Genomic DNA, 14,747 nt, shown 5'->3' on the forward strand with positions numbered 1-14,747 from the left:
GGCCGCCGCGGCGTGGGCCAGGCGGCCGGGCCTCGGTCAGACGTGGGTGACCAGGAGGGTCACACCCGCCTCGCCGCCGCAGTCCACCATGATGGGGCCGACGCCGTTGCCGATCTTGGAGTCGAGGTTCGCCTTCGCCACGAATCCCCGAGGGTCGTCCTTGAGGATGCGGATGTTCCGCAACACGGATCTGGGGCCGATCTGGGCGATCACGGCCGTGAGTTTCCTGCCTCCGCCGCAGTTCCCGGTGATCGTGACCTCCTGGCCCCGCCTGGTGGTGGGGTTCGGGCTGATCCGGACCACCGCCCTGGCCCCCTTCGGTGGCTTCGGCGCGGCGGTGCCGGCCTCTGCCTGCCCGGCCTGGGTGGCGGCGGACGCGCCGATGCCTCCTGACCCGAGTGTGCCGACGGCCAGGGCGACGGCGGCGATGACGGTGAGCATCCTCTTGGTCATGTGCATTCCTTTCAAGCGGCCGTCGCCGCCAGGGCAGGCGGGGCCACCAGGGGGTCGCGTTCGGGTCGGATCCGACGTTAGGGCGGGCCCCGTCGAGTCCGCGTCGTCCGCGGTTCGTCACTTGCGCCTGCACCGGACGAGCTACGCCCTACACCGAAAGGAGTACGCGGCACGGTGCCGAAGTCTCCGGCGACCGCAGGGCACTCGGTCCGCTGTGTTCCAGCCGAGGGTCAACCCCTGCTGTCCTGCCCGGCTGTGGACGCGTGAGCTGCGGCTGATCCCACGCCCAGCCCCTCGACGAACTCCCGCAGCACCGGCGATTCGTTGCCGGCACGCCACAGCACCGCAGACGTGATCGAGGGGCCGGCTCCTTCCAGCGGCACGAAGGCCACGCCGTCCGCGCGCATCGCGCGAGCCGAGGCCGGCACCAGCGCCACCGCCAATCCGGCGGCGACGATGATGAGCTGCGTGGACAGCTCGCGTACGTAGTGGCTCACGCGTGGTGTGAACCCGCCCGTCGCGCAGATGCCGTGCACCGCGTCGTCCCACTCCTGGCAGATGTCCGGGGCGAGCAGCACGAAGGCCTCCTCTGCCAGCTCGCCCACCTCGACGGCTGGACGGGCGGCCAGCGGGTGATCGGCTGAGACGGCGGCCACGAAGCGCTCGGCCGACAGCTCGCACAGCACGGCGCCCTCATCAAGGCACACGTCGAGCGGACCCAGCCTGGCGATGAACGCCACGTCCACCACGTCGTCGCGTAGCGGCCCGGCCAGGGACCCGAGCGGCAGCTCCCGCAGCTCCACCTGGACGTCCGGGTGGGTGCGCTGGAACGCCGCCAGCGCGGCCAGGAACGGCGCGGAGGACGTGGTGGACACGTATCCGACCCGCAGACTGCCGAGCTCGCCTCGCCCGGCGCGCACCGCAACCGCACGTGCCTGCGCGGCATGCGCCAGCGTGCGCCTGGCCTCGACCAGGAACGCCTTGCCCGCGTCGCTGAGCCTGGTGCGACGGCGTTCGCGGATGAGCAGATCGACCCCGAGCGAGGCCTCCAGGCGCAGGATCTGCTGGGAGAGAGCGGGCTGGGCCAGATGCAGCCGCTCGGCGGCTCGGCCGAAGTGCAGCTCCTCGGCGACGGCCACGAACCCTTCGAGATGCCGCAGATCAAAGCTCATGCATGCAGCTTATCAACCGATCAAGATTCAGTCTTTGACGCGATGAACCCCTTGTTCCTACCGTCACCCTCATGAACGACGAAGCGACAGCAGCCCCGGCCCAGCTCGCCGGAAAGGTCGCGCTGGTCACCGGCGCCACCTCGGGAATCGGCGAGGCCATCGCCCGGGCTTACGCACGCGAGGGCGCCTCGGTGGTCCTCACCGGACGCCGGGCCGAGCTCGGTGAGAGCGTGGCCGACGAGATCAGGGCGAACGGCGGAAAGGCCGCGTTCCTGGCCGCAGACCTCACCGCACCGGGTGCGCCGGAGGCGGTGGTGGAGGCGGCGGCCGGCGCGTTCGGCGGCCTCGACGTGCTGGTCAACAACGCCGCGGCCTTCGGCTCGGCGCTCACGCACGAGGTCACGGAGGCCGACTTCGACCGCATCACCGTCCTGAACTACCGAGTCCCGTATTTCCTGACAAAGGCGGCACTGTCGCACCTCTTGGCGAACCGGACAAGCAAGATCGTCAATGTCGGCACCATGGGGGCGGTCAAAAGCTGGCCCGGCGCCTCGGTCTACAACTCCTCCAAAGCCGCCCTGGAGAACCTCACCCGTACCTGGGCCCACGAATACGGCCCCCAGGGCGTCAACGTGAACGCGATCAGCCCCGGCCTCGTCGCGGACGCCCCGATGGCGGCCACCACACTCGCTCAGGTGGACGTCGAGACCTACCTCATCCCCACCATCCCGGCTCGCCGCCTCTGCACCGTCCAGGACGTGGTCGCCGCGGCGATCTTCCTGGCCGGACCGGGCTCGGACTACCTGCACGGGACCCGGATCCTGCTCGACGGCGGCCTGACCGCATGACGGCCAAGACCTCCCGCATGACGGCACGGACCTCGCCGGGCGGCGTGCTCGCCCTGCTGTGCGCCGTGCAGTTCATGGTCATCCTCGACACCACGATCGCCAACGTCGCCCTGCCCGGCATCGGCCGAGACCTCGACCTCCCGGACACGACCCTCCAGTATGTGGTCACGCTGTATTCGGTGACGTTCGGCGGCTGCCTCATCCTCGCCGGTCGTGCCGGCGATCTCCTGGGGCGGCGCCGCCTGTTCACCGGGGGGACGGCGTTGTTCGTGGCCGCGTCCACCGCCTGCGGCCTGTCGGCGACGCCCGCCCTCCTCCTGACGGCACGGGCGCTGCAGGGTCTGGGCGCCGCCGTCATCTCGGCCACCGCGCTCGGCCTGCTCCTCGCGATCCACGCGGAAGGGGCCGGCCGCAACCGGGCGCTGGGCGTCTGGAGTGCTCTGGGCGCCACCGGTGCCGGGGCGGGCCTCATCCTCGGCGGCGTGCTCACGGACACGCTGGGCTGGCAGTGGGTCTTCCTGATCAACGTTCCCATCGGCCTGGCCGCCCTGACCAGGATCGGGATCCTGCCCGCGGACCAAGCCCTCGACCGCGAGCCGGCGGGTCGAACTCCGGGCCATGGGCCGGCCACAGGGGCGCCGGCCCGTGGCCCGGCTGCGCTCGACCTCCCCGGCGCCGTGACCGCCACCACCGGAATCGGCCTGCTGATCTACGGGCTCTCCCGGGGGCAGCAGGACGGCTTCACGGCACCCGCCGCCCTGAGCCTGCTGGCCGTCGCCACGGCGCTCCTGGTCGCGTTCGTCCTGATCCAACGGCGCTCGGCGAGGCCGCTCATCCCGCTGCGGATCCTGGCGCACGGTACGGTGACAGGCGCGAACCTGGCCTTCCTCGCTCTCATGGCCGTGGTCGGCAGCCAGGGCTTCTTCATGATGCTGTTCATGCAGGGAGTCCTGCGTTACTCACCGATCGAGACCGGCCTGGCCGTGTTCCCGTCGACCCTCATGGCGCTGGCCGGAAGCAACCTGGCGACCAGGCTGGCCGCGCGGTTCCGTCCACAGGTCATCGCGGCGGCCGGCCTGGTCCTGGTCGGCATCGCGGAGGCCCTGCTGGCCAGGATCGCCACCACCAGCTCGTACGCGATGGACATCCTGCCCGGGTATCTCATCTTCGGTCTCGGTCTCGGGTCCGCGTTCGTCGGCGCCGGCATCGTGGCCACCACCGGCACCGCGGCCGAGGACCAAGGGGCGGTGTCCGGGCTGCTGAACACGGCGCAGCAGGTCGGCATCGCCATAGGCGTGGCTGCCCTGGTGGCGCTCGCAACCGCCCATACGGGGAGCCTGCCGGCCCCGGGCTCGACGGCGGCCCTCGTGTCGGGCTATCGCCTGAGCCTGCTCGCCGGCGCGGGCCTCGCAGCCGCCGGCGCCCTCGCGGTCCTCACCCTCGGCAGGCCCCGCACCTCGGCAGCCGCCCGCACGCCCACGTAACGCCATCCGCACAGCAGCCCTTGCCGCTTCGCACGCCGAGGTCAACGGGCAGGGCGTCTCCGGCGTCGATGCCGGACTCTGGAACCGGGTTCGTAGGCCCAGGGGTTGGCGGGCCGGGGTGCCCTGCGGCCCAGCACCGAGTATCGGTCGGAGGCGAGGAGACCGTCGAACACCCTACGCTCCTCCAGCTTGAGCACCTTGGTACGGCGCTGTATGACGTCGTAGTCCATGGTGACGGTGTAGTTCACCCGCACGCGGCGGGGCTCGCGGGTCTGCCTCGACACCAGGTAGCCGCGGCGGTCGAGGGTACCCGTGCGGCTGTCGGTGATGTCCAGCTCCAGCACACCGGGCCGAGGTACGCGCCAGAAGAACCGGTATGAAGAGAAGTCGTACACGTTCTTCCACACCCACCATCCGGCCCCATCATCCCGAATGTCCAGCCATTGGGCCTCCATGGCCCCCATGTACATGGAGGTAGTGGACCAGTAAGCCTCGATGTCCATGCTCTGGACTGTACGTCCGGCCTCGGCGATCGGCATAGCCTCATGAAACTGGCCCCATGGAAGTCGCTGGGGAAGGGAGCGGCGCAGGAAGTCCAGTTCCAGGAGGAGCAGGTTCTCGGCGACGTCCTCCTGGGCGGTCATGTGCGAGACGCCGGACAGCGGCAGGACGGTGTGCGGGCGGCCTGCGGCCAGCAGCGCGGCGGACAGTCTCAGGGTGTGGGCGGCGAAGACGTTGTCGTCGGCCAGCCCGTGCAGGAGCATGAGCGGACGGCGCAAATTCGGGGCGTCCGGGATGATCGAGCTGCGGTCATAGGCTTCGGGGTGCTGGTCGGGGTGGCCGAGGTAGCGTTCGAGCCAGTGGGTGTCGTACAGGCGAGGGTCGGTGACCGGTGCGCCCGCGACGGCGGCGTGGAAGACGTCGGGGTGGCGCAGCACGGCCGCGGCCACCAGATAGCCACCGTATGACCAGCCACGGATCGCCACCCGGCCCAGGTCCAGGTCGGGAAAGCAGGCGGCGGCCGCGCGCAGCGCGTCGGCCTGGTCCTCCAGCGCCGCGCTCAGCTTGTCGAGGTGGATGGCCCGCTCCCAGGCCGGTCCCCGGCCCGGCGTGCCGCGCCCGTCCACGACCAGTACGGCGAAGCCCTCGTCGGCGAACCACTGCGAGACCGTGTAGTCGTCCAAGCCGCGCAGGACCCGGGCGACCTTCGGCCCGGCATAGGGGTCGAGCAGCACCGGCAGCCGCCGCGAGCCCGGCACGTGCCCGGCCGGGAACATGATCGCCGCGCGCAACTCCCGCTTGCCCAGCGAGACCAGCTCCACCTTCGGGCGCAGGACCGGGATAGCACTGTTCGAGGTGATCGGCGTGGTCGCCCACCCGTCGGTCACCGTGACCCGGACCCCGTGCTCCTCCAGCGTGCGGCTGACCACCAGGGTCACGCCGCCGCCGCGTGTCCCGGTGTGCACCCCCGGCTCCGAGGTGACTCTGACCAGCCCTTCGGTCCTGGAGTAGCTGTACAGGTGGCGTTCGGTCGGCTCTTCGCAGCACTGCACGAGCACGGTGTCGCCGTCCACCGCCAGGACCCGCAGCACCTGCAAACCTGGAGGGGTGACCAGGTCGTCTCCCACCATGAGACGGCGGGTGTCGTCGCGGTCCACCGTCCAGACCAGCTCTCCGCCGGCTGTTCGGGCGGGTGTGCCGGGTACGAGCTCCAGCCAGGCGTCGTCGGTGTCCTCGCGCAGGAGCGTGGTGGCGCCCGTGTCGGGGTCGGCCTCCAGCACGCGGGTGGTGCGCTGGTCGCGGCTCTGCACCAGCACCAGCAGGCCCCGCGTGGTCCACGAGACCGCCGCGACGTACTCGAACGCCGTCCTGTCCCACCTCACTTCGGTACGTTCCCCGTCCGGCGTGGTCAGCCAGAGCGTCACGTCGGCGTTGTCGGTGCCGGCGGCCGGGTAGGGCATGGTCCTGGGCGGTCGACCCGGATCGGCGGGTTCGGACAGATACCACTTGTCCACTCCGGCGTTGTCCACGCGGGCCACCAGCAGGCGGGTGCCGTCGGGCGCCCACCAGTAGCCCCTGTGCCTGGCCATCGACTCGGCCGCCACATGCTCCGGCAGTCCCCAGGTCACGTCGGGGCCGTCGGGTGTCAGCACCGGCCTGCCGTCGATGTGCAGCGCGCCGTCGGACAGATGGGCGACGTGGCTCCCCGACGGGTCCAGGCGCGGGTCGGAGCCGGTCGCATCCAGTGAGGTGATCGTGCCGGTCAGCAGGTCGACGGTGTGCAGCGTGCCGTCCACCGCGTAGACGGCCTTGGTGACGGCGGCGTCGGTGGCGTAGGTGACGATGCCGCTCGCGCGTTCGCGGGTGCGTTCCCTGCGGGTGCGTTCAGCCTCCGGCAGGTCCGCGCCGGTCGGGGTGCCGGGGTCCACGAGCAGCCGCTCCTCCCCCGTGGCCACCGTCAGCGTCCAGAGCCGGTTCACCGGGTCGTCACCGGCCGAGGACCGCAGAAAGACCACCCGGGCGCCATCCGGGGAGATGGTGAAGTCCCTGGGGATGCCGAGCTTGAAGTGGGCCGTGCGAGCCTGCTGGCGGGGAAGCGTGAAAGGGGGCATTTGCGGATCATAGGCACGGACGACCAGGTGGCCAACCGATCAGGAATCGAGAAGCGCCGGCTCACCGGCCGCACCTAGCGTTACCCCTGCCCCCCACCCGGCAAGCCGCCGGCCTGGGGCCGCTCGCCTTCCGAGGAGGTCTCATTGAACGGCAACACCTGGATTCGGCAGATCCACCGCTGGCTGTCCATTGTCTTCACGGTGACCGTCGTCGTCAGTGTCGTCGCGGTGCTGCAGGAGGAACCTGCCGCCTGGGTGTTCTACCTGCCGCTGCCCCCGCTCATCCTGCAACTGTTCACCGGCCTCTACCTCTTCGTGCTGCCGTACGCCGCCAAGCGGCGCACCGCCCGCGAGACGTGACCCGGGCGACGGCGGAGGCGCTCAGCCCTCCTCCAGGGAGATCGCCTGTACGGGGCAGGCCCGAGCGGCCTGCTCGACGGCGGGCCACGACGGTCCGCGGGCGTGGCGTCGTACACCAGCTCGTCATCCTCGTCGAGGGCGAAGACCTCCGGGGCGGCGAACACGCACTGGGCGTGGGTCTGGCACAGGCTCAGGTCGACGCTGACACGCAAGGCGGGGCTCCGTTCTTGTCAGGCGGGGTTGAACCGGGAGTACTGGCCGAACGACCAGCGCTGCGGGATGCCGCCGGCGATCTGGACGACCTGCTCGACGTCGAAGTCGATCAGCCGCTGCGCGCCGGGCACCGCGCCGGCTCGCCCCGGGTCCCAGTCGATGCGGGCGCGGCCGGTCACGTGCAGGGTGTGGCCGTGCTCCCAGTCGAGGAACAGCAGGCCGCACCGGGGTTGGAGCTGCAGGTTGCCCAGCGTCATGTACATCGCGTTGCCGGCATAGTCGGGCCAGGTCAGCCGGCGGGGACCGGTGACGGTGACGAAGCCGGGGTTGCCGCCGCGGTGCGAGGCGTCGGCGCCATGTCCCGCCGCGTACGTACCGATGAAGAAGGTGTCGGCGGCGGCGATCCACCGCTGCTGTCCGGTGGTCAGGTCGCCGGTGACGACCGCGGACCTGCGCGTCGAGGGAAGGTCCGCGGCGTGGGCACGGGTCTGAATGTACTTCGGGCAGTTGGAGTACACCTGTTCGGTGTGCACGACGAGCCGGTTCCCGCGGCTGCGGGCTCGGCCGTTGACCCGCATGCGTTTCCGGCCGGCCGGCTCGATCATGAGCATGCCGATGTCCTGCTCGGTGTCGAACCGGCCGGCGAGCGGATCGCCGGCCTCGGGCAACCGGTCGATGACGACGGTGCGGTCGTCGGGTGCGGTGGTGAACCCGGGTGGGCCGGTGAGCACGCCGGCCCAGGCGGCGCCGTTTTCGTCAGCGGCCGCGATCACCACCAGCCGTTGCCGGCCGAGGAACTCCGCCGCCACCGGGGGGATGGTCGCGCCCACCCCGGGCCCGCCATCGATGGTGAGACCGGCGCGGCGCCGTATCGCCCGTTCGCCTTGGTGCAGCATGTGCGATTCCTTTCCGTGGCCGGTCCGGGCCGCGCGGCAGGCGGCCCGGACTCGGGTGGGTTCGTCAGAAGAAGCCGCACGTGGGTGCGCCCTGGGTGGGCGCCGCGGCGGTGTCGGCGCCGGCCGGCGCATAGATCTCCAGGCGGATGCCGTCCGGGTCGGTGAAGAAGACACCGCCGGAGGACGCGCCTTCGCCGTGCGGGACGATCCCGTCGTAGACGAGCCGTACGCCCAGCTCGCGCAGGGTGGCCTCGGCCCGGCGGACCGCCTCGACGTCGGGCACCTGGAAGGAAAGGTGGTGCAGCCCCGGCCGGTCGGTGGCGAAGGCGCCGCCGCTCTGCTGCCACAGCGTGAGCAGCAGAGCGCCGTCGCGGCCGAGGAAGGCGAACCTGCGGTCGCCTTCGGTCTGCTCACCGAGGATCTCGACGTCGAAGACCCGGCGGTAGAAGTCGGTGGAGCGTGCCAAGTCGGTCACGTTCAGGCCGACATGGCCTGTTTTCAGGGCCGATGTACTCATCCGAACCTCCGGTGCGGTGGATGGGTGGCAGGCGGAGGGAGCTCCGCGCCCGTATTTCTAACAGATAAACACCTTATCTACCGTTAGAATGTAGGTAATTTCTTGCGGTGTCAACCGGGAGGTACCATTAGAAAGGTGGATGTGGCACACCTGGCGGACGGCGGCGCCCCGCTCCTCGGCGAACCGCCGCCGATCGAGCTCGGCAACGCCACCTACGCGGTACGGGGCCGCGCCAAGGACGGCCTGCGGAGCGTCGAGCACCTGGCGGCCTGGCTGCGCGACCTGCGCCCACGCCTGGAGGTCACGCTCACCGACGACGACCTCCGGGGCATCACCGAGAACGATCTGCGTCACGCCAGAGAGCTCCGGGACACCATCCGGGCCCTCGCCGACGCGAGCACGCAGGGCTGTGACCCTGATCCGGATGCCGTCGCTACGCTCAACCGGCACGCGAGCCGGAGCCCGCGCTGGCGCGAGTTGCGTACCACGCCTGAGCCGCACACCACCGTGTGCGCCACGGGCCGGCCGGTCGAGGCCGCACTCGCCGCGCTGGCCGAGGAAGCCGTCGAGCTGTTCGCCGGCCCGCTGCGCCAGGAGTTGCGCGCCTGTCACGGTCCCGGTTGCGTGCTGTACTTCGTTCGCGACAGCCCGCGGCGCGAGTGGTGCTCACCCGGCTGCGGCAACCGGGCGCGAGCCGCCCGCCACTACGCCAAGGTGCGCCACTCGACCCGGGACTGAGGCGCCTTCGGCCGGCGGTGTGTGCGCCCCCGGTCCGGCTACCAGGCGAGATAGCGGGCGGGGTTGTCCACCAGGATCCGCCGTGTGAGCTCGGGGGCCGCCGCCTCAAGGCGCGGAACGAAACGTTCGGGCAGGTAGGCGAGGCCGGGCAGGCCGCCGTAGGCGACGTAGCGGGTGCGGCGGGCAACGTCGCCGCCGAGGAGCAGGCGGTGTGCCGCGCCCCGCTCGGCCGCGTCGAGGAGACAGTCGATGATCATCGAGTCCGGCCACTCGCGATGCCGGGCCATGCCGTCGTACTCCAGGTACGCGCCCGCCGCGGCGAGCTCGGCGTGCAGCCCGGCGTCGGGGTTGCGGTCGATGTGCGCGAGCGTCACGCGCGAGGCCGGCACGCCTGCCGCGCCCAGCACGCCGAGCACCTCGAACCCGGCGCTGCCGTGCTCAAGGTGCACCATGATGGGCGCGCCCGTCTCTCCGTGCGCGAGCGCCGCCGCCTCCAGCGTCCGGCGTTCGAACGGGGAGATCGACCAGTATCCGATGCCGGCCTTGATCTGCCCGGCGCGCACCGGAACGCTGCCGGCGCCGGCGGTCATCCCCGAGGTGAGCTCGCGGACGAACCACCGCGCGAGCTCCTCCACCGGCAGCTGACGCAGCCCGTGCCCCTCGGGATAGTGGGCCTCGCGGTGCACGCCGGTCGAGGCGACCACGGCGAGCCCCGTACGCGCGGAGATGCGCGCCAGCGCGGCCGGGTCGCGGCCGAGCCCGATCGGCGTCGCGTCGATCATGGCGGTGATGCCGGCGGCACGCAGCAGAGCCGCCTCCTGCCCGCTGCGTTCCTCGTCGTCCAGTTCGTCCCCCGGCAGGAGCGGGCTGACCTGGAACAGGTGCTCGTGACAGTCGGTGGCGCCCAGCTCTTCCGGCGGCACGTCCCCGAGCACCGTTCGGACCGCGCCCCTCACGCGCTGTTCCCGGCGGCGGGGGGAGTGACGAGCCGGGCGAGGCGCTCGACAAGGTCGGAGTCCATCCGCAGGTCGAAGACCTCGGCGATGACCTGGGTCCAGCCGTGGATGAAGTAGCGCCAGCCGTCGACCACGGTCAGCCCGAGGCGCTCCTCCTGCTCGCGCGCGGTGATCAGGAACTCCAGTGTCCCGCGGTAGTTGAGCTCCCAGATCAGGCCGTGCTCCGGCAGCCGCGCCGACGGGCCGAGCGGGGAGCCCGGCCGGTCCTTGCCCATGCCGGTCGCGTTCACGATCAGGCTTCCCGGCGGTGCGGCGGCCACCAGTTCGTCGGCGGGTCCGTCGGCCGGTACGTAGGAGAACACCTGCGCGGGCAGCCCAGCACGCTCGTGCACCTCGCGTACGTGGCGCAGCCGGCGCGGGTCGGTGTCGGTGATCGTGATCCGCGCAGGGCGGTCGTCCCGGCCCGCCAGGTACCAGGTGATCGCCGTGCCGGCGCCGCCCGCGCCGAGGCACACGACCTGCGCACCGGTCCGGGCGAAATGTCCCTCGGGGACGAACTCCTCCAGCGACAACCGCGCCGTCAGCGGGTCGAGCGCATGCCCGACGAGCCTGCCGTCGCGTTTGGCGATCGAGGAGATCTCACCGCCCTCCCGGGCGAACACGTCGAGGGAATCGAACAGGTGCCCGGCCGCCTCAAGGATGCGGATCTTGTGCGTGGTGACCAGCGCGCCCGCGATGCCGTCGTCGTCCCGGATGCGCTCCACGACCCGTACGTACTCCTCGTCGGGCGCGCCGAGCGGGATGTCGTAGCCGACCAGCCGGTCCTCGGGCAGCCCCAGGGCGCGCGCCCAGCGCGGGAAGATCCGCTGGATGGACGACCCGCCCGTGTCGACGCCGACGAACCCGAGCGCGCTCACGCCACGCCCTTCTTCGCGAACGCGCCCGCCCCGGGATCGGGGGCGGCCGGGCGGGCAGGGCTGACGAGGTTCACTTTCCCTCCGTGGGGACGGGGTTGAGCGGGGGCCTGCCGGAGAGCACGGCGAGGACGTCGGCCGCCGCCGCGGCCCCCATCCGGTCGATGGCCTGCACCGTCTGCGCCCCGATGTGCGGGGTCAGGGTGACCCGGCCGGCCAGCTCCGGGTCGAGCAGCGGCGACGTGCCGCCGGATTCGGTGGCGAGGGTGTCGGCCGCGTACGCGCCGAGCCGCCCGTCGCGCAGGGCCGCGGCGACGGCGGCCTCGTCGACGAGTCCGGCGCGGGCGGTGTTGACCAGGACGAGTCCCGGGCGCACGGCGGCGAGCCAGCGTTCGTCGATCAGCGTGGCCCCGCCGGAGGCGTGCAGGGAGACGGCGTCGCAGGCGGCCAGTTCCGCGAGCGGCGCCCGCGGAATGTCGCCGGGCGGCGCGTACGGGTCGTGCCCCACGACCTCGCAGCCGAGCGCGGCGGCCCGGCGGGCGAACGCACGCCCGATCTGGCCGAGCCCGGCGATGCCGATGCGTAACGAGGCGATCTCCCGGCCGCGCACGGGAGTCCAGCGGCCGGCCCGGACGCGCCGGTCGCCCTCGGTGACGCCGCGCACCGCGCTGAGCAGCAGCACCAGCGCCAGGTCGGCGACCGCCTCGGTGTTGGCGCCCGGGGTGTTCGTGACCGTCACGCCGTGCCGCGCGGCGGCGGCCAGGTCGACGGCGTCCACGCCGACCCCGTACCGGGCGATCACCCGCAGCCTCGGCGCGGCGTTCAGGTGGGCCGCGGTGATCGGCCCGGTGCCCGCGATCCACCCGTCGGCCTCGGCGAGCAGCGGTCCGAGCTCGGCGAGGTCGTGCGTGGCGGGGCCGCGTACGACCTCCGTCCCGGCCGCGGCCAGCTCATCGGCCACCTTCCGTGTCCCGGACCCGAACGACCGCGACGTCACCACCACCCGCATCGCCCCGCTCATCTGGCCGCCTTCGCGCCTCGGTGCCAGGTCTCCAGGCGGTCGTAACCGTCGCGGAAGACGGCGTGGCGCCGTACGTAGACCTCGTGGCGCCCCGGGTCGGGCTGGAACTCGGCGGTGACCTGCGACAGCGTGCCCGCCACCGCGAACGAGTCGAGCACGCCCGCGCCCACGCCGGCCGTCACCGCCGCGCCGAGGCTGTTGGCCTCCTCGGCGACGGTACGGCGCCGCACCGGCACGCCCCACACGTCGGCCAGGATGCTCAGCCACACGTCGCCGGCGGCCCCGCCGCCGATCGCGTCGACCGACTCCACCGACGCGCCGGCCTCGCGGAACGCGAGCAGGCACGTGTACAGGTTGAAGGCGACGCCCTCAAGCACCGCGCGGGTGAGGTGCGCCGGCCCATGATGCCGGGAGATGCCGATGAAGGCGCCGCGCACGTCCGGGTTCCAGTACGGGGAGCGCTCGCCGAGCAGGTGCGGCAGGAAGTAGAGCCCCTCGCCGGAGGCCTCGGCGGTGTCGGCGTCCGCGACCAGGGCGCGGAACCGCTCGCCGTCCGCGCCGGCCCGCAGCACCTCGCTGATCCACGCCAGCGAGCCGCCGCCGGCCTGCATGGTCGCGGTCGGCACATACCGTCCGGGCACCACGTGATCGAAGGTCATCGTGCGCTTGCCCGGATCGAGCAGCGGAGTTTCGGAGGCCAGCGAGATCCACGACGAGGACCCGAGATAGACGTAGGCGCCGTCCGCCGGATCGACCACTCCCGCGCCGACCGCCGCGATCGGCCCGTCGCCACCGCCCGCCACCACCGGGGTCCCCGGCCGCAGTCCGGTGACCTCGGCCGCCGCCGCGGTGACCGTGCCCACGACCGAGGTCGACGGCACGATCTCCGGCAGCAGCGCCGGATCGAGCCCGGCCGCCGCGAGGAGTTCGCCGGACCACGTGCCCGCGGCCTGGTCGTAGGCGTTGGTGCCCGAGGCGTCGGACGGGTCGGTGACCAACCGCCCCGTCAGCCGGTGCACGACGAAGTCCTTGGCCAGGCACACGTGCGCGGTCCTGGCGAACGCCTCGGGCTCGTGCTCGCGCACCCACGCCACCTTGTGCAGGCTGTAGGTGGGGTTGAGCCGGTGCCCGGTCAGCGTGTACGCCCGGTCGTCCCCGACCGCCGCCGCGACCCGCTCACACTGCGCGCCGCTGCGAGTGTCGGCCCAGATCAGCGCCGGGCGCACCGGCTCGTAGGCCGCGTCGAGCAGCACCGCGCCCATCATCTGGCCGGACATCCCGACGACCCGGACGGCCGCGGGGTCGGTCCCGGTCTCGGCGAGCAGGCGCCGCGTGGCCTCGCCGGCCGCCCGCCACCAGTCGTGCGGGTCCTGCTCGGCCTCCCCGCCGGGGCCGTAGTGGGTGTCGTAGGCCACCGTGACGGCCGCGACCAGGCGTCCCCGCTCGTCGTGCAGGGAGGCCTTGTCGCCGGTCGTGCCGAGATCGTGCGCGATGATCACGCGGATCCTCCCGTCGCGGTGAGCTCGCGCGCGGAACCCGGTGGCCGTGCCGGCTCGCTCGCCCTCCGGGTGCGGCGGGCCTGCAACTGGTCGACGGCGACCGCGGCGAGGATCAGCGCGCCGATCGCGATCTGCAGGTAGAACGGGTCGACGCCGAGCAGCGTGCCGCCGTTGTTGAGCATGCCGACGATGAGCGCGCCGAGCAGGGTGCCGAGCGCGGTGCCGCGCGCGCCGAACAGGCTGGCCCCGCCGATCACGCAGGCCGCGATCGCCTGCAGCTCGTAGCCGGTGCCCGCGGTCGGCACGCCGTTGCTGAGCCGCGAGGCCAGCAGCACGCCGCCGAGCGCGGCCAGCGTGCCGGACAGCGCGTAGACGCTGACCTGCACGGACCGTACGGGCACGCCCGCCAGCCTGGCCGACTCCTTGTTGGAGCCGACCGCGTAGACGTAGCGGCCCCACACGGTACGGCGCAGCGCGAACCAGACGACCGCGGTCACCAGCAGCGTGATCCAGATCAGGTTGGCGATGCCCAGGGTCTCACCACCGGCGATCTCGGCGAACGCGCCGGGCAGCGGCTGCACGGTACGGCCGCCGGTGAGCAGCAGCGTGACGCCCCGCGCGATGCCCATGAAGCCGAGCGTCACGATGAACGGAGGCATCTTGACCACGGCCACGAGCAGGCCGCTGATCGCGCCCGTCGCGGCACCGGTGAGCAGCGCGAGCACGATGGCGAGCACCACCGAGCCGCCCCCGGCCGTCTCGAACACGGTCAGCGCGGCGATCACCCCGGACAGTCCCACCACCGACCCGACGGACAGGTCGATGCCACCCGTGATGATCACCAGCAGCTGGCCGATCGCGATGATCGCGTAAATGGAGACCTGGCGGCCCAGGTTGTCCATGTTCGTTCCGGTCAGGAACGTGTCCGTGAACAGGCTGAGCGCCAGCGCGATCACCAGCAGCACGGGAACGCCGTTCATCTCCCGGCCGAGCACGTCGCGCACGCCGAGGATCTCTTCGGGCCGCGGCTCGGCCTTGCCCCTGTCCTTGCCGTCCCGGGCCAT

At 72.2% G+C, this 14,747-nt stretch carries 15 protein-coding genes; 4 read left to right on the top strand and 11 right to left on the bottom strand.

Annotation, left to right across the window (positions count from 1 at the left end):
- Positions 1-36: 36 nt before the first annotated feature.
- Together BLS95_RS19640 and BLS95_RS19645 are read right to left on the bottom strand one after the other, a co-directional pair.
- Positions 37-453, bottom strand: coding sequence for a hypothetical protein (locus BLS95_RS19640; RefSeq protein WP_090933455.1), 417 nt, complete (start codon positions 451-453; stop codon positions 37-39).
- A gap of 230 nt (positions 454-683) precedes the next feature.
- Entirely contained in the window at positions 684-1,625 is a 942-nt protein-coding gene (locus BLS95_RS19645) for a LysR substrate-binding domain-containing protein (protein ID WP_090933242.1), read from the bottom strand.
- Positions 1,626-1,696: 71 nt separating this feature from the next.
- On the opposite strand from BLS95_RS19645, the gene BLS95_RS19650 reads away from it, so the two are divergent.
- Both BLS95_RS19650 and BLS95_RS19655 read left to right on the top strand, forming a co-directional pair.
- Positions 1,697-2,473: an SDR family NAD(P)-dependent oxidoreductase gene (locus tag BLS95_RS19650; protein WP_090933244.1), complete on the top strand. Its 777-nt coding sequence runs from the start codon at positions 1,697-1,699 to the stop codon at positions 2,471-2,473.
- Positions 2,470-3,957: an MFS transporter gene (locus tag BLS95_RS19655; protein ID WP_090933245.1), complete on the top strand. Its 1,488-nt coding sequence runs from the start codon at positions 2,470-2,472 to the stop codon at positions 3,955-3,957. The genes BLS95_RS19650 and BLS95_RS19655 overlap by 4 nt, the downstream gene beginning before the upstream one ends.
- 41 nt (positions 3,958-3,998) lie before the next feature.
- Here BLS95_RS19655 and BLS95_RS19660 read toward each other — a convergent pair whose 3' ends face one another.
- Positions 3,999-6,569 carry a prolyl oligopeptidase family serine peptidase gene (locus BLS95_RS19660; RefSeq protein ID WP_090933247.1) on the bottom strand — a complete coding sequence of 857 codons (2,571 nt, stop codon included), beginning with the start codon at positions 6,567-6,569 and terminating at the stop codon, positions 3,999-4,001.
- Positions 6,570-6,713: 144 nt separating this feature from the next.
- On the opposite strand from BLS95_RS19660, the gene BLS95_RS19665 reads away from it, so the two are divergent.
- Positions 6,714-6,929: a hypothetical protein gene (locus tag BLS95_RS19665; protein ID WP_090933249.1), complete on the top strand. Its 216-nt coding sequence runs from the start codon at positions 6,714-6,716 to the stop codon at positions 6,927-6,929.
- Here BLS95_RS19665 and BLS95_RS19670 read toward each other — a convergent pair.
- The 3 genes from BLS95_RS19670 to BLS95_RS19680 all read right to left on the bottom strand — a co-directional run bounded on the left by BLS95_RS19670 (position 6,875) and on the right by BLS95_RS19680 (position 8,555).
- A complete protein-coding gene (locus tag BLS95_RS19670) occupies positions 6,875-7,141 on the bottom strand; it encodes a ferredoxin (protein ID WP_342742734.1) in 267 nt (88 codons plus the stop codon). The two genes, BLS95_RS19665 and BLS95_RS19670, sit on opposite strands and share 55 nt — an antisense overlap.
- 18 nt (positions 7,142-7,159) lie before the next feature.
- Positions 7,160-8,038 carry a pyridoxamine 5'-phosphate oxidase family protein gene (locus BLS95_RS19675; protein WP_090933250.1) on the bottom strand — a complete coding sequence of 293 codons (879 nt, stop codon included), beginning with the start codon at positions 8,036-8,038 and terminating at the stop codon, positions 7,160-7,162.
- Positions 8,039-8,102: 64 nt separating this feature from the next.
- Positions 8,103-8,555: a VOC family protein gene (locus BLS95_RS19680; RefSeq protein ID WP_090933252.1), complete on the bottom strand. Its 453-nt coding sequence runs from the start codon at positions 8,553-8,555 to the stop codon at positions 8,103-8,105.
- 135 nt (positions 8,556-8,690) lie between these two features.
- Here BLS95_RS19680 and BLS95_RS19685 point away from each other — a divergent pair, with 135 nt between their 5' ends.
- Positions 8,691-9,293 (top strand): CGNR zinc finger domain-containing protein, encoded by a 603-nt coding sequence (locus BLS95_RS19685; protein ID WP_245765160.1) that lies wholly within the window; start codon positions 8,691-8,693, stop codon positions 9,291-9,293.
- A gap of 38 nt (positions 9,294-9,331) precedes the next feature.
- Here the strand turns inward: BLS95_RS19685 and BLS95_RS19690 are convergent, their stop codons facing one another.
- The 5 genes from BLS95_RS19690 to BLS95_RS19710 all read right to left on the bottom strand — a co-directional run bounded on the left by BLS95_RS19690 (position 9,332) and on the right by BLS95_RS19710 (position 14,747).
- Entirely contained in the window at positions 9,332-10,249 is a 918-nt protein-coding gene (locus tag BLS95_RS19690) for a phosphotriesterase family protein (protein ID WP_090933256.1), read from the bottom strand.
- Positions 10,246-11,166 carry a shikimate dehydrogenase family protein gene (locus tag BLS95_RS19695; RefSeq protein ID WP_090933258.1) on the bottom strand — a complete coding sequence of 307 codons (921 nt, stop codon included), beginning with the start codon at positions 11,164-11,166 and terminating at the stop codon, positions 10,246-10,248. Before BLS95_RS19695 ends, BLS95_RS19690 begins: the two co-directional genes overlap by 4 nt.
- 70 nt (positions 11,167-11,236) lie before the next feature.
- Positions 11,237-12,184 (bottom strand): NAD(P)-dependent oxidoreductase, encoded by a 948-nt coding sequence (locus BLS95_RS19700; protein ID WP_090933260.1) that lies wholly within the window; start codon positions 12,182-12,184, stop codon positions 11,237-11,239.
- Positions 12,181-13,683, bottom strand: a complete 1,503-nt coding sequence (xylB, locus tag BLS95_RS19705; RefSeq protein WP_090933262.1) for a xylulokinase — start codon at positions 13,681-13,683, stop codon at positions 12,181-12,183. Before xylB ends, BLS95_RS19700 begins: the two co-directional genes overlap by 4 nt.
- Positions 13,680-14,747, bottom strand: a complete 1,068-nt coding sequence (locus tag BLS95_RS19710) for an ABC transporter permease (protein ID WP_143043798.1) — start codon at positions 14,745-14,747, stop codon at positions 13,680-13,682. Before BLS95_RS19710 ends, xylB begins: the two co-directional genes overlap by 4 nt.

Origin of the sequence: Nonomuraea jiangxiensis (genome assembly GCF_900099965.1) — a bacterium.
GTDB lineage: Bacteria > Actinomycetota > Actinomycetes > Streptosporangiales > Streptosporangiaceae > Nonomuraea > Nonomuraea jiangxiensis.